Genomic DNA, 18,584 nt, shown 5'->3' with positions numbered 1-18,584 from the left:
ACCATGATATCCCGCGAGCGTGGCCTGACGCGCCGCCAATTCGGCACAGGCCTTGTATCCCTCGTGTCGGCCACGGCCGTCGCGAGCCGAGCGAAGAGTGAGACGAGCTTGCCGACAATCGATACCCATGCCCATGTCTTCCACCGCGGCCTCAAGCTCGCGCCCGGCCGGCGCTATGCCCCAGATTACGATGCGCCGCTGGCGCTCTATCTGGAGCAGCTCGACCGCAATGGCATGAGCAACGGCGTGCTGGTGCAGCCGAGCTTTCTCGGCGCCGACAATTCCTATCTGGTCGAGAGCCTGAAGACTTCCGGCGGACGCCTGCGTGGTATCGCGGTGGTCGATCCTTCCGTGACCGCGGACGAACTGCGCGCGCTCGATCGCGCCGGCGTCGTCGGCATCCGCCTCAATCTGGTCGGTCAGCCCTTGCCCGATCTCGCTGCCGGCGAATGGAAGGCGCTGCTCGGAAACGTGAAATCGATGGGCTGGCAAGTCGAGCTCCAGCGCAACGCGTCCGACCTCGCACTGCTGGCGCCGCAGCTGCTCGACCATGGTGTCACCGTCGTGCTCGATCACTATGCGTTGCCGGATCCGAAACTCGGCGTCGCCGATCCCGGCTTCCAGTCGGTGCTGAAGCTCGGCGCGACGCGAAATGTCTGGGTCAAGATCTCGGCGCCGTACCGCAACGGCGCGAGCGGCGAGAGTTTTGCGAAGGAGGCCTATCCGCTGCTGCGCAAGGCTTACGGCCTCGACCGCCTGCTGTGGGGCAGCGACTGGCCGCACACGCAGTTCGAGGCGTCGCAGGCTTACGCGAAAAACCGGCAGTTTCTCGATGCGCTGATCGTCGACGACAGCGAGCGCGCGCGGGTGCTCGCATCGCCGCATCAGCTGTTCCGCTTCTGATTCTCCCTCCTGATCTCCTCGCGCGATTGCTCCGAATGCTCCGAATTTTGGGGCATGACGAGCGATGTCGCCGGCCTGTAGACTGCCGGCGATGCGGCCGGTTGAGGCCGCGATTTTCATGAGGAAGTGAAGATGCAGCGCCGCTACATCACCGTCGACGTGTTCACCGACCGCGCCTTCGGCGGCAACCAGCTCGCCGTGGTGCTCGATGCCGGCGGGCTCACGACGCAGCAGATGCAGGCGATCGCGACCGAGTTCAACTATTCCGAGACGACCTTCGTGCTGCCACCGCGCGACAGGGCCAATGACGCCGAGGTGCGCATCTTCACGCCGGTGCTGGAGATTGCCTTTGCCGGCCATCCCAATGTCGGCACCGCCTTCGTGCTGGCCTCGATGGCAAAAGAGCTGAAACCGCGCCTGCTGTTTGAGGAGAAGGCCGGGCTCGTGCCGGTCGAGATCGTGAGAGAACAGGGCCGGGTGGTCAGAACCGAGCTCACCGCGCCCCAGCCTTTGGCGCGGCTGTCGCAATTGTCTGCCGCTGAAGCTGCAAGCTGCGTCTCGCTCGGTGCGGATGACATCAAGGTCGACAGCCACGCGCCGCAGATCGTCAGCGTTGGAAACGCGTTTCTGGTGATGGAGCTGCATTCGCGCGAGGCGCTCAAGCGCGCCCGGCCCGATGCGGCCGCCTACGGCAAGGTCTTGCCGCGGGACGGCGCCCGCTCGGTATGGTTCTACACGCGCGACGTGCCGCCAGCGGAGGCGCCTTGCGATCGGCAGGCGCGGATGTTCATGCGCGGCGCCAGCGGCCTCGTCGAGGATCCCGCCACCGGCAGCGCGACGGTCGCCGCGGCCGCGCTGTTTGCCGATCTCGATCCCATGCGTGATGGCGAGTTGAAGCTCACCGTCGGCCAGGGCTTTGACATGGGCCGGCCAAGCATCCTCCGGACGCGCGTGCGCAAGCAGGATGGTAAGATCACGTCCGCTCATGTCGGCGGCAGCTGTGTGCAGATGATGGAGGGGACGCTTAGGCTGGCGGGGGATCTGTAGCCCGGATGGAGCTGGCTACACCTGTCGTCCGGCCAAATTCCTCACCGCCACGCCATCGCGCTCCTCGATGATCTCCGCGATCATCTGGCGGTGGCAATGGGTGTGATCGCGCTCGTAGCAGAGCAGGCAGACCGGGCCGGCCTTCATCACCAGCGCCGAGAGCTCGTCCATCTCTTCCCTGGCCTGCGGCGTCTTCAGGTGCTTTGAATAGATCCTCTCCAGCACATCGTATTGGCCGCTGCGCGCGGCGAGGCGGCCTTCCTTCGGCGTGCCGAGCGCGGCGAGATGGACATAGGCGATGCCGCGCTCGTCGAGGCCCGCGGCAAGCTGCTTCTTCGAAAAGCCGGGCCGGCGCGATGAGGTCACCGCGCGCACGTCGACCACGAGCTTGACGCCGGCCCCTTCCAGCTCGTCGAGCACCGCCTTGGGCGGCGTCTGTTCATAACCGATGGTGAAGAGCTTTTTCGCCTTTGCCATGAACCATCCTCAGCTGACCCGCGCGATCAGTTCCATGGCGCCGGCCGGTGCGCGCACCTTGCCCTCGTGGATGACATAGGCGAACACGTCGCGCGGCTCTTTCTTCGGCTTGGCCTTGTCGACCTTCGGTAGATCGTCGGGTTCACTCCCCTCGGCCCAGTCCTGAAAGCGCTTGGCCCAGGCATCGAGCTGCTTCGGCGGATAGCAGGTCTTGATCTCGTCATTGCCCTTCTGGAGCCGTGCATAGACGAAGTCGCCGGCGACGTCGGCGATCGCCGGATATTTGCCGTGCTCGGCGAACACGACAGGCGTCTCGAACTCGCGGATCAGCGCGACGAAGTCCGGCGCGCAAAAACTGTCGTGGCGGACCTCGACGACATGGCGCAGCGCGCGCCCATCGAGCTTGCGCGGCAGCAGCTCCAGGAACTTGCCGAAATCGGCGCCGTCGAACTTTTTCGTCGGCGCGAACTGCCACAGCACCGGTCCGAGATGGTCGCCGAGTTCCAGCACGCCGGAATCATAGAACCGCTTGATGGAATCGCCGGCCTCGGCGAGCACGCGGCGGTTGGTGGCGAAGCGGGGTCCCTTCACCGAGAACACGAAACCATCGGGCACTTCGCTGGCCCATTTGCGAAAGCTCTCCGGCTTCTGCGAGCCGTAATAGGTGCCGTTGATCTCGATCGAGGTCAGCTTCGAGGCGGCATAGGACAGCTCCTTGGCCTGCGTGAGCTTCTCCGGGTAGAACACGCCGCGCCAGGGCTCGAAGGTCCAGCCGCCGACGCCGATGAAGATGTTGCCGGATTTTTTGGACGCGGTTTTTGCTTTGGCCACGGGAGGGTCTCGCATCGACGGGGAGGGACCTCATCCTAATCAAACCAGATGTGATTGGCCAGTTGCGCCGTCCCGTCTAAGGTCGCAACGGGACCCGCGCAAAAGGAGAACAAGAATGCGGATGCTGATGGTGGGAGCGGCGCTCGTCATGATGACATCTGCTGCCATGACGTTTGGTGCCATGGCCGACGATGACGACGATGCCAAGGGTGCGCAGAAGCTCGCCATGCAGGGCCGAGACGATTACTGGCATTGCCTGGCGCGGGAATATTCGCGCGACTCCAATCAGGGAATGTCGGAACAGGATTTCGGCCGCTCGGTCGCGGGCGCCTGTCCGTCGGAGCGGCAATATTACCGGGTGGCGTTGCTCGACTATCTCACCGCGCAATATCCGAACATCGATGCCGGCGCCCATCTCGCCACCGCGAACAGGGCGGTCGAGTCGGCGCAGAAGGACATCGTGACGGCCTTCGTCAAGCACAGGCCGCCCGCAAAGTAGGGCAGTGGCGAATGGCCAATCGCGAAGAGGGCACGTAAGCCGGCGCTCTTCATTCGCGACGAGCCATTCGCTACTCGCCCCTCCGCGGGGGGCTCTTCCAGCTCCGCGCGCATCCATGGTATCACTGGAGGCATCTGGAACAGGGATGGGCTTCCATGTCGTCTGAGTCGGTGGGTGGCATTCTGGGCGCGATCGTCGCCGCGGTCGTGCTTGCGGTCGCCGTCGTATTGGGGCCGATCGGCCAGTACGGCAAGCCGCCCAGGCCGGCAAAGGCCGAGCCGGCTTCGGCCGCAGCACCCGCTGTCCCGGCCGCCCCCGTGCCGCGTGGGCCGGTGATCAAGGAAGTCCCGAACTAGCAAGGGTCTGAAAAAGGGCCGCTATGCCCCCTTGCAAAGCGGTTTTACCGTTCCTATCTAGTCTGTAACGGCGACGTTGAGCGAAACCTCCGGCGCTGGAACGACCTTGGAATAGCTTGGGCTTGCGCCGGATGTACGCGCGGTCCGCCGTTCCGGGGTCGTTGGCATTTTTGGGCCCTTTTTGGGCCTTTCCCCACAGACCCCAGCTCGGTAGATCTTGGCAGCGCAACGTCTTGGCAGCGCAGGACGCGGCGGATATACGCTGCCGTCATGAATGAAGCGATCAGACCGGGCTCCGGCACTCCCCCGCAGGCTCAAGAGGCGCCGGAACTGTCGGTCATCGTCCCGACGTTCAACGAGCGCGACAACGTCACGGTGCTGTACCGGCGGCTGGAGGCGACGCTCGCCAACGTCGCCTGGGAAGTCGTGTTCGTCGACGATAATTCGCCCGACGGCACTTGGGACGTCGTGCGCGCGCTGGCGCAGCGCGACAACCGCGTGCGCTGCGTTCGCCGCATCGGCCGCCGTGGCCTGTCGGGCGCTTGCATCGAGGGCATCCTGGCCTCCAGCGCGCCCTATGTGGCCGTGATCGATGCCGACCTCCAGCACGACGAGACGCAACTGCCGAAGATGCTGTTGCTGCTCGCAAGCGACCAGGCCGATCTCGTCGTCGGCAGCCGGTACATCGAGGGCTACAAGAGCGAAGGCTTCAACAAGCAGCGCGCCGGCGCCAGCGCGCTTGCGACCGAACTCGCCAGGAAGGCGTTGCGGGTCGAGATCGCCGATCCCATGAGCGGCTTCTTCATGGTTCGGCGCGACCGTTTCGAGGAGTTGGCGCCGAAGCTGTCGGTGCACGGCTTCAAGATCCTGCTCGACCTCGTCGCGAGCGCGAACGGTAGCTTGCGAGCCGTTGAAATTCCCTACACGTTCGGCGAGCGCCAGCACGGCGAGAGCAAGCTCGATTCCATGGTCGCGCTGGATTTTCTCGGCCTGGTGCTGGCCAAATTCACCAACGATGCTGTCTCGCTGCGCTTCATCCTGTTCGCGATGGTCGGCGGCATCGGCCTCGTGGTGCATCTGACCACGCTGTTCATCGCCCTTCAGCTATTCAAGGCGCCGTTCGCGGAGGCGCAGGCCGCGGGCGCCGTCGTCGCCATGACCAGCAACTTCGTCCTCAACAACTTCCTCACCTACCGCGACCAGCGGCTGAAGGGCTTTGCGCTGCTGCGCGGCCTGATCGCCTTCTACATCGTGTGCAGCGTGGGCCTGCTCGCCAATGTCGGCGTCGCCTTCTCGGTCTACGACCAGGAGCCGATCTGGTGGCTGGCCGGCATGGCCGGCGCGCTGATGGGCGTGGTGTGGAACTACGCGATGTCCGGACTGTTCGTCTGGCGCAAGAAATAGCTCGACATGGGCGGGGCTGACGCGCGGATTGTCCGCAATACCGCGCTGGTGATCGTTGCGCTGGTCGGCTTGCGGCTGGTTGCGGCCGCGTTCACGCCGATCACCTTCGACGAAGCCTATTACTGGATGTGGTCGAAGAACCTCGCCGGGGGGTATTACGACCACCCGCCGATGGTCGCCTATGTGATCCGCGCCGGCACCATGATCGCCGGCGACACCGAGCTCGGCGTCCGCGTGTTCTCGATCCTGCTCGCACTGCCGATGAGCTATGCGATCTACCGCTCCGCCGCCATCCTGTTCGGCGGCGTGCGGGTGGCAGCGACCAGCGCCATCCTGCTCAACGTGACGATGATGGCCTCGGTCGGCACGCTGATCGTCACGCCGGATGCGCCGCTGCTGGTTGCCTCCAGCTTCGTGCTGTTCTTCCTCGCCAAGGTGCTGGAGACCGGCCGCGGCGTCTGGTGGCTCGCCGTCGGCGCGGCGGTCGGCGCGGCGCTGCTGTCGAAATACACCGCGATGTTCTTTGGCGCCGCGATCCTGATCTGGCTTGCGGCCGTGCCGAAACTGCGGCGCTGGTTCCTCTCGCCCTGGCCCTATCTCGGCGGTCTCGTTGCGTTCGCGCTGTTCTCACCGGTGATCCTGTGGAATGCGGATCATCAATGGGTCTCGTTCGTAAAGCAGCTCGGCCGCGCGAAAATCGAGGACTTCCGTCCCGTCTTCATCGCCGAGCTGATCCCGACCCAGATCGCCTTCGCGACGCCGCTGGTCTTCATCCTCGGCGCGATGGGCCTGCACGCGCTGACCTGGCGTCGGGCCGGCGCGCTGGCCTCGCGTTTGCTGATCGAGACGCTGTTCTGGACCATCGTCGTCTATTTCGTCTGGCATTCGCTGCATGCCCGCGTCGAGGCCAACTGGTTCGCGCCGGTCTATCCGCCCTTCATCGTTGCCGCGGCCGCCGCCGCCAATCTCGTGCCGTGGCAACCACGCGCGCGCCGCTTGGTGGATTTCTGCCTGCGCTGGGCCGCGCCCGTGGGCATCGTGATGTTTGCGGCGCTGATCGTGCAGGCCAACACCGGCTGGCTGTCGGGCTATCGCCGCGACGCGACGGTGCGCAGCGTCGGCGTCGGCTGGCGCGAGCTCGCCGCCGAGATCGAAGCGGTGCGCGCGCGCAGTGGCGCGACCTGCGTGCTCGCGCAGGACTACGGCACCACGGGCTGGCTCGCCTTCTATCTGCCGCGCGGCACCTGCGTGCTGCAGCAGAACCAGCGCATCCGCTGGGTCAACATGCCCGAGCCCGATCCAAAGCTGCTTGCCGGCAAGCTGATCTCTGTCGACGAGCTGCGCCCGGACGGCCATCCCACCCTCGACGAGCTCTTCGCGAAGGTGACGCAAATTGCGCAATTGCAGCGCAAGCGCGGGCCGCTCGTGGTCGAGACCTACGGCATTGATCTGCTCGAAGGCGCCAAGGGCGACGTGCTCGACCGCTCGCCGCCGCCGGAAGCGCGGTAGGCGGCCCCAAAATCAGTCGATCATCTCGGCCCTGGCGGCAGCTTGGCTGGGCCCGTTCTGGTCGCGCCAGAACCAGACGGTCACGACGCCGGAGCGGCCGCGGACCTGCGTGAGCAGGGGACCTGACAGAATGCCGTCGGGAGCGCCGTGGAAGTCGGCCGCATCCAGCAGCGTATCGGTCAGCGCGAGCCGCGCACAGTTCTGGGCGGCAACCTCCATCAAGCGGTTCGCGACGTTGACCGTGTCGCCCGTCGCCGTGATGTGCTGGTGGCTTTCGCCGAGGCGGGAGGCGACGATCGGGCCGAAATGCGCGCCGATCTTGAAACCGAGCTGGCCGCGAAGGGCAGGCGGCAGCGAAGCGATCCAGCGATCGACGCTGCGATACAGGTCGATCGAGCATTGCAGCGCGCGCGCCGCGTCGTCGGGCATCGCGTGTGGCAGTCCGAACAGGATCATGGCGCCGTCGCCGAGAAAGCCGGTGATCAGGCCGCCGCAATCGACCGCGGCCTTGTCGATCAGCGCGTGAAATGCCCTCAGCAGATGCTGCAGCTCGTCCGGATCGATCCGTTCGCTGAGCGTCGTGAAACCGGAGAGATCGATGAAGACGACGGCCGCATCCTGCCGGACCGGCCTGGACAGGAAATTCGGATCGCGCGTCAGCCATTCCTGCACGGCGGGCGCCTGGAATTGCGCCAGCGACCTGCTCTTGGCGGCAAAATATTGCGTGCGGCGGCCGCCGGCCCACAGCTGCACGCCGGCAAAGACCGCGACCGGCGGCACCGCGGCGGCAAGTGTCGTCGCGGCGTTCAGCCAAACGCCGTGCGTGAAGGCGAACAGATTGAGCCCGGCCCAGGCGATCATCACCGCGGCGGCCGCGACGATGCCGGGCGCGCTACGCCGCCAGGCGAGCAGGCCGACCAGCAGCATCGGCAAAAGGATCGCGAAAAGCGCGTCGGCGATGTGGACCTTGCGGTCGCGCACGATGCCGTCACCGGCGACGAGATGGGTGATCGCGGTCGAGATCACCTCGACGCCGGGCATCAGGGAATCGAACGGTGTCGGATAGAAGTCGCCGCCGCCGGCGACCGCGGCGCCGATCACGACGATGCGGTTCTCGATCGCCGCGCGATTGAGCGTACCGTCGAAGATGCTCTGCGCGCTGACGGTGCGGATGGTGCGGCGCGGGCCGTAATAGGTGATCGGCAGCGCGAAATCGCTGTCAGTCGACACCGCGCGATCGCCGAGCATGAGATGATCCGGCGCGATCGTCAGCGGCTTGTCGAGCGCGCGCGTCGCGACGCGCAAGGGAAACGACAGCTCGACCTTGTCGCGGGTCCGGAACAGCATCGGCACCGAAAGCGGCGAGCCCGACTGCCCCGTCGCGACGTTGACGACTCCGACCTCGGCGTGATCGGCGAAGGCGGGCAGCGGCAGCAGGAACCGCTCGGCCTGTGGCAGCGCGGCGAGGGGACCTTGAGTGCCCGGCTCCACAGTCTCGCTGGCGGTCGGGAAGATCGCCGCGGCGGCGAGCACCATGGGACCGGTGGCGAGCGTGTTGGCCAGCGTCGCGTCGCCGATCGCAGCGCTGCGGTCGACCAGCAGCAGGTCGATCGCGACGACCTTCGGCTTGAACTGCACGATGGTGTCGACGACGCGCGCGAGATCGGCGCGCGGCAGCGGATAGCTGCCGCCGCGCTTCACGACGGTGTCGTCGATCGCAACGATAGTGACGAGATCGGGCGGAGCCTGCACGCCGCGGACCTGGGTCCGCCAATCCGTCAGCGTCGCCTCGAGCCGATCAAGAAAGCGCAGATGACCGTTGGCGTGGCCGGCATAGATGCCGGCACCCCACAGCGCGGTGAGGACGAGTGCCACCAGGATCTGAACGCGTCTAGTCATTACGTACTGCAATCTTCTTTGTCGCCCGGGCGTTGCTGCGCGGGCCTTAATTGTCCAGGCCTTATTGACCCAGTCTTGCCATCAGCGCGTCGACGCGCGGCTGGCCCCAGGTCTTGACGGTCAACGGGCCCGTTGCCTCGACATCGACGCCTTGGCCCGGTCCGAGCACAACGCCGCGTCCACGAGCCCTGCGGCTCACACCGACACGGCCGTCAGCAACGAAGACCGCGGTCTTGGCCTCAGCGACATCGACGGCCCATTTGGTCCCGCGCACTGCGGCGATCGCCTGCGGCGTCAGCACCTTGAAGGGATTGCCGCCGGGCTTCTTGGGCACCTCGATCAGCAGCGCCTTGCTGCTCAACTCCACGGAGTCAATATGTCCGTCGCGGTTGGCGTCCTTAAGTTCAAATCTGGCGCCGTTTTCCGCAACGATGGTGATGCCGTTGTCGCAGCGCCAGACCTGCGTGCCCGCAGCCGATGGCGATGCCGTGCAGCCGACATTGGCAGCCGGCTGTGCATTCGCAGACCCGATCAACTGAAACAACCACGCCAGAGCGAAAATACCGGCGCCCGCGATCCCTCTCATGCCAGCCTCCGTTTGCGTGCTTGGCACAGTTCAAAGCGATGTTGATACGGTACCGTATCACACGCAGAGGCTGCTGAAAAGTGCCGCTCTCGCACCTATTTCCTCGGTGCGGTCTTTTCCAGTCCGACGCGATCAACTTTCAGTCAGGGCGCCGTGCCGCGTGAGCACTCTGTGCGCGATGTGTGATGTGGGACGGGCTCTGCCGCCACCCTGCTGACACCCGCTGGAGAGGGCAGCGCGCACCAGCCTCGCGCAACGCTTCCCCGCTATTGTCCGGGTATTGAAGACCACGAAAACGACTTGGTTGGATGGCCTTAGAGGGGCGGCCTGTGACGTCCGTCGAACGCGCCGAACCGGCCGAGAATTATAGTTAACAGATGCTGCTAAGTCCGTAGTTCTGCGGACTTTTTTCTCGAAATGGGACAGCGTTAACGCGGTGCCTCACATCTGCCCGAACTTAATCTGCATTTAACTAAAAGTCGCCTTAATGACGCTCCGACCTCCTGCGAGATGCTGTTCCCGGATCGTGACCAGCGGCACTTCGAAGGGGGACTGAGTGACACCGTCCTGGACGCAAGGCGAATGAGTACGAGTATCGCTGCGCAGAGTAACGCGGCACGGAAGTCCAAGAATTCTCTTCGGAAGCCTTCCCGGAAAATGACCACCACCAATTGGCTGGGCGCCGCGGCGATCGGCTGCGTCGTGATGGGCGCCGGCTGGACCATCTACAGCAACGTCCTCGGCGCCAGCGTCTATCCGACCGTCGGCAGCATTGGCTACGACGAGCCCGTGATCAAGCGCGCGCCCAGGGTGGCGCTGCGTGAGGCCGGCGAGGCCATCAGGGACACCTTTGCGCTGCTGCCCGACCGGCTCCAGGTCGCAGCCCCGATCTCGCGCGAGATGTTCAACGAGCGCTTTGCCGCGGCCGCGACCCAGGGCGTGGCGTCGAATGTGGCGAGCGCCGCGCCCGCAACCCAGGTCGCCGTCGTCAAAGACGCACCCAAGCAGAGCGTGATCGCGAAGGTCGCGGACGCGCTGAAGCCGGCGGCACCGGCCAAGATTGCCGACAAGTCTGCGGACAAGGCCAAGCGCGCGCCGGATGCGCAGATGCAACTGGCTTCGGCCGATCCGGCCGAGATCGTGCCGGCGCCTGAGGCGAAGCCGAAATCGTTTGCCGATCGCGCCAAGGCCGCGGTGATGTCGATCACCGGTCCGCGCCAGTCGATGGTCGAGAAGCTCTGGGGCAAGCGCGAGCCGTCCGGCGGGCTGCTGGCCTATGCCTCGGCTGATGCCAGCGTGACCGCGTCCATCGCGCCGAGGGAGCAGAACCCCATGCTCGGCGGTTCGGCGCCCTATGAGCGCGACACGGCGGTCTACGACATCACCGCCAAGATGGTTTACCTGCCCGACGGCACCAAGCTCGAGGCGCATTCCGGCCTCGGCTCCAATCTCGACGATCCGCGCTCCTCGCGCGTCCGCATGCGCGGCGTGACGCCACCGCACATCTACACGCTGAAGCCGCGCGAAGCGCTGTTCCATGGCGTGCCGGCGCTGCGCCTGACCCCGATCGGCGGCGAGAGCGCGATCTACGGCCGCGACGGCCTGCTCGCCCACACCTTCATGCTCGGGCCGAACGGCGATTCCAACGGCTGCGTGTCGTTCAAGGACTATTACGCGTTCCTCGACGCCTACCGTAACAAGGGCATCCGCAAGCTCGCGGTGCTGGCGCGGGTCGAGTGATCTCAGTCAATTCGCGATGATCTCAAAGGGCCGCTTGCAGCGGCCCTTTTTCTTTTCTGATTTAGCCCGGCCAGCATTGTCCGCCGCCGTCGATCCTGAGCACCTGGCCGGAGACGAAGGCGCCCATGGGACCTGCAAAGAACTCGACGACGCGCGCGACCTCGTCGACGGTCGCGATGCGGTCGAGCGTGCCGGTCTCGACCATCCTGTCGGGATCCACCGCGCGCGTGCCGAGGAAACGGCCGGTGCGGGTATCGCCGGGCGCGATGCAGTTGACGGCGATGTCGTAGGCGCGGAGCTGGTCGGCCAGGCATCGCGTGTAGTGGGTCACGCCGGCCTTCGACACCGCATAGATCGAGCCCTGGGTGCGGCCCTTGAACGCGGCGACCGAACCGAGCGTGACGATGCGGCCGCGGCGCCGCTCCATCATTCCCTTCGCGACCGCCTGGCAGGTCAGAATGGTCGAGAGCAGATTGCGCTCCAGCACCGCGCGCACATCGGCCTCCTTGATGTTCACCGCGTCGTTCGGGTCCGGCTTTCCGCCGGCGGCTGCGATGTCGCCGCCGGCATTGTGCACGAGAATGCCGATCGGGCCGAGGGCTGCTTCCGTCTCGGCAATCACGCGCGCGATGTGATCGCCCCTGGTGAGATCGCCGAGCACGCGCTGGCTGCGGACGCCGAATTGCTGGCCGATCTCTGCGGCGACCGCGGTGAGGGTGGTGCCCTCGCCATATTCCGCCGGCCCGTTCTCGCGCATGCCGTGGATGGCGACATCGGCGCCGAGCGCGGCGAGCTTCTCTGCAAAGGCGCGTCCGAGCCCGCGTCCCGCGCCGGTCACCAGCGCCACCTGTCCTGACAATACTTTCCCGTCATGTGCAGCCATGATCTTCTCCTGTTATGAAACGTTAGTCCGCCGCGAGATCGAGCCCGATCGCCATCGCCTGCACGAGGCACATCGGTGCGACCAGCGTGCGCAGCGCCGGCTCGGGCATGTCCTGGATCTCGAACACGACGCTCGCGCCTTCGACGATCGGGCTCAAGAGGCTGTCGGTGATGGAAATCGTAGGCACGCCTCGCGCAACGAGTTCGGGAAACAGCCGCGCCGTATCCGGATAGTAGTTCCGGAAGCTGATCGCGACCAGCGCGTCCTCCGTGGTTGCGGCATGCGACTGCTCGTGGATGCTGCCGCCCGTGCCGTCGAGCAGGACGACGCGGCGTCCGAGCTTGCGCAGCACGTAGGCGAGGTGGGTCGCAACCGGAAACGAGCCGCCGAGGCCGAGCAGATAGATGTCGCGCGCTTTCGCAAGGATCGCAGTTGCCGCGTCGAGCTCGCGCGCATGCACGGACTGGCTCAGCGTCACCAGCGACGATTGCGCCTCCGAGACGAAGCGGGACAGCACCGCGGCCGGCTGGCGGCCGAGTACCGATTTCTCCTCGCTCTTCATGCGGGCGAGCCGCGCCTTGTAGCTTGGTGCTACGCCGGCAACGAGGCGTGAGCGGAATACCTGCTGCATCTCGGTGAAGCCGCCGAAGCCGAGCGCATGGGCGAAGCGAACGATCGCCGAGGGCGGCACGCCCGAGCGCTGCGCCACCTCCGCGACGGTGCCGAGCGCGACATCGGTCGGGTGATCGAGCACGAACTCCGCGATCTGCTGCAGCCGGCCGGACAGCGCCCGGTGCCGCTGCGCAATGGCGCCGCGCAGCTCGTCGTAGCTCATCGCGCCTTGTGCCTTGTTCATCGTCTCGGGTCTCCAGATCGGTCGCCTGTTTAACGGCATTTCACCGTTTGGACCAAATATTCCACTTTACATAATAAATGGAATGAATATTCTAATTGCACAAAAAAGCAAAAGACTTCGAAAACGGGAGGAAACGATGAGAGGGCGTCAGATCTCACGGCGAAGCGTTCTGAAGGGCAGCTTGATGGCGAGCGTCATCGGCGGCACCGGCAGCTTCTTCGGGCCGTGGAAAGAGAATCACGCGTGGGCGCAAGGCGCGAAGCCGATCAAGCTCGGCCTGACCTGCGACGCCAGCGGCCAATACGGCAACAGCGGCCAGGATGATTTCCGCGGCATCAAGATGGCGGTCGACGAGTTCAACGCCAAAGGCGGCGTGCTCGGGCGCCAGATCTCGTTCATCACCGCGGATACCGAGACGACGCCGGCCACCGGCAGCCGCGTCGCCGAGCGGTTCATCACCCGCGAGGACTGCACCATCCTGATCGGCGCGCTGCATTCCGGCGTCGCCAACGCCATCACGCAGGTCGCCAGCAAATACGGCGTGATCTACATGAACACCAATTCCTCCGCGCCGAGCGAGGCCGGGGAGAATTGCTCGCGTGTGAAATTCGTTTGGGACGGCAACGGCACCAATTTTTCCAAGGCATCGGTCAAGAACGCGGTCGATTCCATCGGCAAGAACTGGATGCTGCTGACCAACGACTACGTCTGGGGCCACACGACGTCTGCCGCAACCAAGACGCAGGTCGAGGCTGCCGGCGGCAAGATCATCGACAATCTGCTGGTGCCGCAGAACACCCGCGACTTCACCGCCTACCTCCTCAAGATCCAGCAGGCAAAACCCGACGTGGTGGCGACTGCGATCGGCGGCGACGACATCAAGGCACTGCGCGAGCAGGTCGCGCAGCTCAAGCTCGACGGCAAGCCGGCCTGGATCAACAACCAGCAGGACTGGCCCGACGTGTGGGGCGCGCCCGACAGCCTGTTCGGCGTGTTCGGCACCACCTGGTATCACAAGCTGCAACTGCCCGGCGTTGCCGAATTCGTCAAGAAATGGCAGGCGGCCAACAAGGACGGCCCGATCCCGGTGCCGGGCAACGTCTCCTACAACGGCTACATGTCGACGCGCGAATTGCTCCGTGCGATCGAGCGGGCAGGGTCGACCAACAACGTCAAGATCATCAAGGAGATCGAGAACCTCAAGGTCTCGGCGACCGACCGCATGCAGCATTTCGACGCGTACATGGATCCCGTGACGCATCAGATGCAGCAGACGATCTATCTGGCGCGGCGCAACGCCAAGCCGGCCGACAACACAGATCTGTTCGAGATCATCAGCTGGACCGAGCCGAAATCGGCAGCCGATGACGCTGCTCCCGGCAAGTGCAAGCTCACGCCCTACGAACAGGTGCCGACCGTCGACTCCTAGAGACGGTGCGTCGCGTCATGGAACGAGCGGCGCGCATGTCGCGCGCCGCAGGCCCGGGCCATCGACGCCTGGGTGAGCAATGCCAGTTGCGAGAGCCAAAACCTTGTTCGACCTTCTTCCGCATCTCCTCAACGGCCTGACGCTCGGCCTGTTGTTCGCGCTGATCGCGCTCGGCTTCATGCTCATTGTCGGGCTGATGGAGCAGATCAACCTTGCGCATGGGTCCCTGTTCGCGCTCGGCGCCTATGTCGCCATGCAGCTCACCGGACCGCGCCCGCCATTGCCGGCCGATCTTGCGAAAGTGTGGCTCGCGCTGCCGCTAGGCTGGCGCTATGCCGCGACGCTGGTGATCGCGCCCGTGATCGTGAGCCTCGTCGGCATGCTGATCGAGCTCTGCATGCGGCGTACCTATGGCAAGGATCCGCTGTACGGACTGCTCCTGACCTTCGGCGCGGCGATGGTGATCGAGGAGCTGATCCGCCTGGCGTGGGGCACGCGCGACTATGTGCTGCAGGTGCCGTCCGCCATCAATGGCGGCTTCCTGTTCGGCGATCTGATCTGGTCGACCTATCGCTTCTACGCGGCGGGCATCGCGGCCGGGATCATCGGCCTGGTCTGGCTGTTGATCGAAAAGACGTCGTTCGGCGCGACCGTCAAGGCCGGTGCGCATGACAGCGAGATCGTCCGCGCGCTCGGCATCAACCTGTCGCGCTTGCGGCTGCTGGTCTTCGTGTTCGGCACGATGCTGGCCGCGATCGCGGGCATTATCGTTGCGCCGATTTGGGGCATTCGTCCGCATATGGGCGTCGATGCCGTCATCCCCGCGTTCCTGGTGATCGTGCTCGGCGGCGTCGGCAGCTTTTGGGGCGCCGTCGTGGCGGGGCTGCTGGTTGGATTATGTGTCGGTCTTGCCGGCGCCTACGCGTCCGAATGGTCGCTGTTGTCGATGTACATCCTGCTCGTCGCCGTCGTGACGTTCCGTGCACGCGGCCTGTGGGGCAAGAAAAGCGTGCTCGAGGCCTAGGGAATGATTGTGGGATCAAGTTCTTCATCCGACGCCGCGCGCCTCGTCACGCCGACGATGCTGGTGCTCTGGCTCGTACTTGCAACGGTGCCGCTCTGGATCACGCGGATCGGGCTCTATCCTTATCTCGGGATCGAGATCCTGATCTGGTCGCTCTATGCGCTCGCGTTCAATCTGGTGCTGGGCACGGCCGGACTGCCGTCGTTCGGACATGGCGCCTATTTCGGCATCGGCGCCTATGCGTTCGGGCTGTGCCAGCTCGACATTGTCGCCAATCTCTGGATCTGTCTCGCTGCCGCGGCCGTGGTCGCGGGGCTTGCCGGCGTGCTGGTGGCGCTGTTCATCTCGCATCGGCGCGGCATCTATTATGCCTTCATGACCATCGCCTTCGGCCAGATCTTCTGGACGCTGGCGATCAAGTCGCACCGGATCACCGGCGGTGAGGATGGGCTTCTCAAGATTAAACGGCTGCCGGCCGATTTCGGGCTGGTGTCGTTCGATCTCACCGACAATGTCGCGTTCTACTATTTCGTGCTCGCGGTCTTCGCGGTCGGTACCGCCGTCTTGTGGCGGCTGGTGCACTCGCCCTATGGCCGCGTTGTCGCTGCGATCAGGCAGAGCGAGGTTCGCGCCGCCCATCTCGGCTATAACGTGTGGCTCTACAAGGCGTCGGTGTTTGCGCTGTCGGCGGCCGTGTCCGGTTTTGCCGGCGGACTGTTCGCGATGGCGCAGCTCGCCGCATTCCCTGACGTCATGAGCCTGCATCAATCCGGCTACGTTGTGATGATGACGCTGGTCGGTGGCGGGCTCGTCAGCTTTTGGGGGCCGGTGATCGGCGTGTTTCTCTTCCTCACCGCGCGCGACGTGATCGGCGCGCTGACCAATGCCTGGATGCTCTATTTCGGACTGCTGTTCATTGCGATCGTGCTGTTCCGCCCGGAAGGCATTGCCGGCGCGCTCTCGGCCGCCGTGCAGCAACATTCGTTGAACGCGCTAAGGCGGCGTGGCACGTCCGCGATGCGTCTGCTGGTCGGGGGCGGGCGATGAGCATGATCGAGGCCGCAGGCGTGCACGTTCGCTTCGGCGATCGCGTAGTGCTGGAAAGCGTCGATCTCGCGGTTGCCGAGGGCGAGTTTCACGGCGTGATGGGCCCGAACGGCGCGGGCAAGACCACCTTCTTCAACGTCCTCACCGGCAGGGTGAAACCGAGTCGCGGCCGAGTCCTGCTCGGCGGCGAGGATGTCACGGGATTGAGCCCGCACCGCATCGCCGCCAAGGGCATCGCCCGCTCGTTTCAGATCATGACCCTGTTCGACGAGTTCTCAGCCCGCGACAACGTCATGATGGGCTTGCCCGCGTTTCGCGCTCGTGGCCTCGATATCGCCCGTGCCGCAGCCGGTGACCGCAGGTTTGCCGAGCAGGCATCCGAAGCGCTCGCCGCGGTCGGGCTTGCGGACAAGGGGGACATCCGCGCCAAGGATCTGTCCTATGGCGACCGCCGCGCAGTCGAGATCGCGGTCGCGCTGGCGCAGGCCCCGCGCGTGCTGTGCCTGGACGAGCCGACCTCCGGCCTCGGCTCCGACGGCGTGCAGCGGCTGGCCGCTCTGGTGGCGCGCCTGAAAGGCCGGCTGACCATCGTCGCCATCGAGCACGACATGGAGTTCCTGTTCTCGCTCGCCGATCGCATCTCGGTCATCCATTGGGGCCAGGTGGTGGCGCGCGGCACGCCGCACGAGCTGCAGCAGAACGAATGGGTGCGTCGTTCCAATCTCGGGAAGTTCGCATGATCCTCGAAGTGGATGGGGTCGATACCTTCTACGGCGAAACCCAGGCGCTGTTCGGCGCCTCGCTCGCCATCGAGCGCGCCAAGGTGTTTGCACTGCTCGGGCCCAACGGCGCCGGCAAGACCACCATGCTCCGTTCAATTCTCGGGCTGACCCGTCCGCGCCGCGGCGCCGTTCGTTTCGACGGGCATGACGTGACGCGCGATCCGACCCACGAGATCGCGCGCGCCGGCATCGGCTGGGTGCCCGACGACCGGCGGCTGTGCCCGACCTTGTCGGTGGCGCGCAACCTCACCATCGCGCAGAAGCGCACGCGCTTTCGCAACTGGAGCGTCAAGGAGGCTGCCGCGATCTTCTCCCCGCTCGAATATCTCATGGAGCGCGACTGCGAGAACCTGTCGGGCGGCGAGATGCAGATGGTCGCGATTGCGCGCGCGCTGGTCGGCTCGCCGGGACTGGTCCTGTTCGACGAGCCGAGCCAGGGTCTTGCGCCAAAGATCGTCGGCGATGTGCTCGCGACGATATTGCGCATGAAGGACGAGGGCATCGCCTCGCTGGTTGTCGAGCAGAATGCCGAGATCGCGCTGTCGGTCGCGGACCATGCCGCGGTGATCGACCGTGGCAGGATCGTCTGGACCGGCGAGGCCGCCGCCTTGCGCGATGATCGCGCGCTTCGTCAGCGCTTGCTGGGAGTACAATAAGTGGCCGCACCGCTGCTCGTTCTCGATGATATCCGCAAGGTCTATACACGGGGCCGCGTCATCCGCCGTCCGACGTTCACGCTTCAGGCAAACCTGTCGCTGGAGGAGCCGGGTATCGTCGGCGTGGTCGGGCCGAACGGCGCCGGCAAGACGACCTTGTTCGAGATGATGACCGGTTCCAACGCGCCGACTTCGGGGCGCGTGCTGGTCGCGGGCACCGATATCCATGGCGTCAAATATCGCGAGCGCGACCGGCTCGCGATCCACTATCACCAGTCCTATCAGGTCAGGCGGTTCCGCAAGCGCATTCCGTCCGCCTTGCTGGCGCCGTCGCCGACAAAAACGCCGCTGGTTCACTTGTTCGACGAACCGCAGTTCAACCTGCAGGACGGCTATATCGGCTTCATGCTCGATTTCTTCCGCAAGCTGCGCGACGAGGGCAGGCTGGTCATTCTCTGCATGCATCCGACGGCTAGCTGGCACCTCGACATCCTCGCCGAGATCGCTGGGCAATTCCTGTTCGTCGCCGGTGGCGGTGTGACGCGGATGGCGGACTTCCGCACGCTCGCCGCCGAACCGCGCTTCCGCCTCTATCTCGGACCGGAGATGACGCGCGCCGCGGACGCCATCTGTCACAGCTCGACCTAAAAGGAGAC

At 65.3% G+C, this 18,584-nt stretch carries 19 protein-coding genes; 13 read left to right on the top strand and 6 right to left on the bottom strand.

What is annotated here, in order from left to right; translation table 11 throughout:
* Positions 1 to 3 precede the first annotated feature (3 nt).
* Positions 4 to 903, top strand: coding sequence for an amidohydrolase family protein (locus ABIB95_RS09025; protein WP_354238812.1), 900 nt, complete (start codon positions 4 to 6; stop codon positions 901 to 903).
* A 132-nt stretch (positions 904 to 1,035) separates the two neighbouring features.
* A complete protein-coding gene (locus ABIB95_RS09020) occupies positions 1,036 to 1,950 on the top strand; it encodes a PhzF family phenazine biosynthesis protein (protein WP_354238810.1) in 915 nt (304 codons plus the stop codon).
* Positions 1,951 to 1,965: 15 nt separating this feature from the next.
* Here the strand turns inward: ABIB95_RS09020 and ABIB95_RS09015 are convergent, their stop codons facing one another.
* A complete protein-coding gene (locus ABIB95_RS09015; RefSeq protein WP_166091546.1) occupies positions 1,966 to 2,427 on the bottom strand; it encodes a DUF488 domain-containing protein in 462 nt (153 codons plus the stop codon).
* 9 nt (positions 2,428 to 2,436) lie between these two features.
* Entirely contained in the window at positions 2,437 to 3,273 is an 837-nt protein-coding gene (locus ABIB95_RS09010) for a DUF72 domain-containing protein (RefSeq protein ID WP_354238808.1), read from the bottom strand.
* Positions 3,274 to 3,373: 100 nt separating this feature from the next.
* Here ABIB95_RS09010 and ABIB95_RS09005 point away from each other — a divergent pair, with 100 nt between their 5' ends.
* The 4 genes from ABIB95_RS09005 (at position 3,374) to ABIB95_RS08990 (ending at position 7,026) form a co-directional block, all read left to right on the top strand.
* Positions 3,374 to 3,757 (top strand): hypothetical protein, encoded by a 384-nt coding sequence (locus tag ABIB95_RS09005; RefSeq protein WP_354238806.1) that lies wholly within the window; start codon positions 3,374 to 3,376, stop codon positions 3,755 to 3,757.
* Positions 3,758 to 3,912: 155 nt separating this feature from the next.
* The gene (locus ABIB95_RS09000) at positions 3,913 to 4,113 is read left to right on the top strand and encodes a hypothetical protein (RefSeq protein WP_231142260.1); all 201 of its coding nucleotides are present in this window, start codon (positions 3,913 to 3,915) and stop codon (positions 4,111 to 4,113) included.
* A 270-nt stretch (positions 4,114 to 4,383) separates the two neighbouring features.
* Complete coding sequence (locus ABIB95_RS08995) at positions 4,384 to 5,517, top strand: glycosyltransferase family 2 protein (RefSeq protein WP_166091576.1); 1,134 nt, start codon at positions 4,384 to 4,386, stop codon at positions 5,515 to 5,517.
* 6 nt (positions 5,518 to 5,523) lie between these two features.
* Complete coding sequence (locus tag ABIB95_RS08990; protein WP_354238803.1) at positions 5,524 to 7,026, top strand: glycosyltransferase family 39 protein; 1,503 nt, start codon at positions 5,524 to 5,526, stop codon at positions 7,024 to 7,026.
* Between the two features lie 12 nt (positions 7,027 to 7,038).
* Here ABIB95_RS08990 and ABIB95_RS08985 read toward each other — a convergent pair whose 3' ends face one another.
* Together ABIB95_RS08985 and ABIB95_RS08980 are read right to left on the bottom strand one after the other, a co-directional pair.
* Positions 7,039 to 8,925 (bottom strand): CHASE2 domain-containing protein, encoded by a 1,887-nt coding sequence (locus ABIB95_RS08985; RefSeq protein WP_063982427.1) that lies wholly within the window; start codon positions 8,923 to 8,925, stop codon positions 7,039 to 7,041.
* A 61-nt stretch (positions 8,926 to 8,986) separates the two neighbouring features.
* Entirely contained in the window at positions 8,987 to 9,511 is a 525-nt protein-coding gene (locus ABIB95_RS08980; RefSeq protein ID WP_354238801.1) for a FecR domain-containing protein, read from the bottom strand.
* Between the two features lie 657 nt (positions 9,512 to 10,168).
* Between ABIB95_RS08980 and ABIB95_RS08975 the strand changes: the two genes are divergently transcribed.
* Entirely contained in the window at positions 10,169 to 11,251 is a 1,083-nt protein-coding gene (locus ABIB95_RS08975) for a DUF2778 domain-containing protein (protein ID WP_354076339.1), read from the top strand.
* A gap of 61 nt (positions 11,252 to 11,312) precedes the next feature.
* Here ABIB95_RS08975 and ABIB95_RS08970 read toward each other — a convergent pair whose 3' ends face one another.
* Positions 11,313 to 12,134: an SDR family NAD(P)-dependent oxidoreductase gene (locus ABIB95_RS08970; RefSeq protein WP_135215466.1), complete on the bottom strand. Its 822-nt coding sequence runs from the start codon at positions 12,132 to 12,134 to the stop codon at positions 11,313 to 11,315.
* Positions 12,135 to 12,156: 22 nt separating this feature from the next.
* On the bottom strand, positions 12,157 to 12,990 hold the full coding sequence (locus ABIB95_RS08965; protein WP_071912511.1) for a MurR/RpiR family transcriptional regulator: 834 nt from the start codon (positions 12,988 to 12,990) through the stop codon (positions 12,157 to 12,159).
* A 136-nt stretch (positions 12,991 to 13,126) separates the two neighbouring features.
* Here ABIB95_RS08965 and ABIB95_RS08960 point away from each other — a divergent pair, with 136 nt between their 5' ends.
* The 6 genes from ABIB95_RS08960 to ABIB95_RS08935 all read left to right on the top strand — a co-directional run bounded on the left by ABIB95_RS08960 (position 13,127) and on the right by ABIB95_RS08935 (position 18,576).
* Positions 13,127 to 14,419: an ABC transporter substrate-binding protein gene (locus tag ABIB95_RS08960; protein WP_354238798.1), complete on the top strand. Its 1,293-nt coding sequence runs from the start codon at positions 13,127 to 13,129 to the stop codon at positions 14,417 to 14,419.
* 103 nt (positions 14,420 to 14,522) lie between these two features.
* A complete protein-coding gene (locus ABIB95_RS08955; protein WP_354238796.1) occupies positions 14,523 to 15,443 on the top strand; it encodes a branched-chain amino acid ABC transporter permease in 921 nt (306 codons plus the stop codon).
* Between the two features lie 3 nt (positions 15,444 to 15,446).
* Positions 15,447 to 16,490, top strand: a complete 1,044-nt coding sequence (locus ABIB95_RS08950; RefSeq protein WP_354238794.1) for a branched-chain amino acid ABC transporter permease — start codon at positions 15,447 to 15,449, stop codon at positions 16,488 to 16,490.
* Positions 16,487 to 17,230: an ABC transporter ATP-binding protein gene (locus ABIB95_RS08945; RefSeq protein WP_354238792.1), complete on the top strand. Its 744-nt coding sequence runs from the start codon at positions 16,487 to 16,489 to the stop codon at positions 17,228 to 17,230. The genes ABIB95_RS08950 and ABIB95_RS08945 overlap by 4 nt, the downstream gene beginning before the upstream one ends.
* Positions 17,227 to 17,928 carry an ABC transporter ATP-binding protein gene (locus ABIB95_RS08940; protein WP_354238790.1) on the top strand — a complete coding sequence of 234 codons (702 nt, stop codon included), beginning with the start codon at positions 17,227 to 17,229 and terminating at the stop codon, positions 17,926 to 17,928. Before ABIB95_RS08945 ends, ABIB95_RS08940 begins: the two co-directional genes overlap by 4 nt.
* Entirely contained in the window at positions 17,929 to 18,576 is a 648-nt protein-coding gene (locus tag ABIB95_RS08935) for an ATP-binding cassette domain-containing protein (RefSeq protein ID WP_354238788.1), read from the top strand.
* The last annotated feature ends 8 nt before the right edge of the window (positions 18,577 to 18,584 follow it).

This window comes from Bradyrhizobium sp. LA2.1 (assembly GCF_040547725.1).
GTDB lineage: Bacteria > Pseudomonadota > Alphaproteobacteria > Rhizobiales > Xanthobacteraceae > Bradyrhizobium > Bradyrhizobium barranii.
The sequence above is the reverse complement of the archived record's forward strand: the minus strand, read 5'-3'. Positions and strand labels throughout refer to the sequence as shown.

Coding starts and splice junctions, on each gene's coding strand:
- ABIB95_RS09025 (WP_354238812.1), top strand. CDS start 4: ATGATATCCCGCGAGCGTGGCCTGACGCGCCGCCAATTCGGCACAGGC.
- ABIB95_RS09020 (WP_354238810.1), top strand. CDS start 1,036: ATGCAGCGCCGCTACATCACCGTCGACGTGTTCACCGACCGCGCCTTC.
- ABIB95_RS09015 (WP_166091546.1), bottom strand. CDS start 2,427: ATGGCAAAGGCGAAAAAGCTCTTCACCATCGGTTATGAACAGACGCCG.
- ABIB95_RS09010 (WP_354238808.1), bottom strand. CDS start 3,273: ATGCGAGACCCTCCCGTGGCCAAAGCAAAAACCGCGTCCAAAAAATCC.
- ABIB95_RS09005 (WP_354238806.1), top strand. CDS start 3,374: ATGCGGATGCTGATGGTGGGAGCGGCGCTCGTCATGATGACATCTGCT.
- ABIB95_RS09000 (WP_231142260.1), top strand. CDS start 3,913: ATGTCGTCTGAGTCGGTGGGTGGCATTCTGGGCGCGATCGTCGCCGCG.
- ABIB95_RS08995 (WP_166091576.1), top strand. CDS start 4,384: ATGAATGAAGCGATCAGACCGGGCTCCGGCACTCCCCCGCAGGCTCAA.
- ABIB95_RS08990 (WP_354238803.1), top strand. CDS start 5,524: ATGGGCGGGGCTGACGCGCGGATTGTCCGCAATACCGCGCTGGTGATC.
- ABIB95_RS08985 (WP_063982427.1), bottom strand. CDS start 8,925: ATGACTAGACGCGTTCAGATCCTGGTGGCACTCGTCCTCACCGCGCTG.
- ABIB95_RS08980 (WP_354238801.1), bottom strand. CDS start 9,511: ATGAGAGGGATCGCGGGCGCCGGTATTTTCGCTCTGGCGTGGTTGTTT.
- ABIB95_RS08975 (WP_354076339.1), top strand. CDS start 10,169: ATGACCACCACCAATTGGCTGGGCGCCGCGGCGATCGGCTGCGTCGTG.
- ABIB95_RS08970 (WP_135215466.1), bottom strand. CDS start 12,134: ATGGCTGCACATGACGGGAAAGTATTGTCAGGACAGGTGGCGCTGGTG.
- ABIB95_RS08965 (WP_071912511.1), bottom strand. CDS start 12,990: ATGAACAAGGCACAAGGCGCGATGAGCTACGACGAGCTGCGCGGCGCC.
- ABIB95_RS08960 (WP_354238798.1), top strand. CDS start 13,127: ATGAGAGGGCGTCAGATCTCACGGCGAAGCGTTCTGAAGGGCAGCTTG.
- ABIB95_RS08950 (WP_354238794.1), top strand. CDS start 15,447: ATGATTGTGGGATCAAGTTCTTCATCCGACGCCGCGCGCCTCGTCACG.
- ABIB95_RS08945 (WP_354238792.1), top strand. CDS start 16,487: ATGAGCATGATCGAGGCCGCAGGCGTGCACGTTCGCTTCGGCGATCGC.
- ABIB95_RS08940 (WP_354238790.1), top strand. CDS start 17,227: ATGATCCTCGAAGTGGATGGGGTCGATACCTTCTACGGCGAAACCCAG.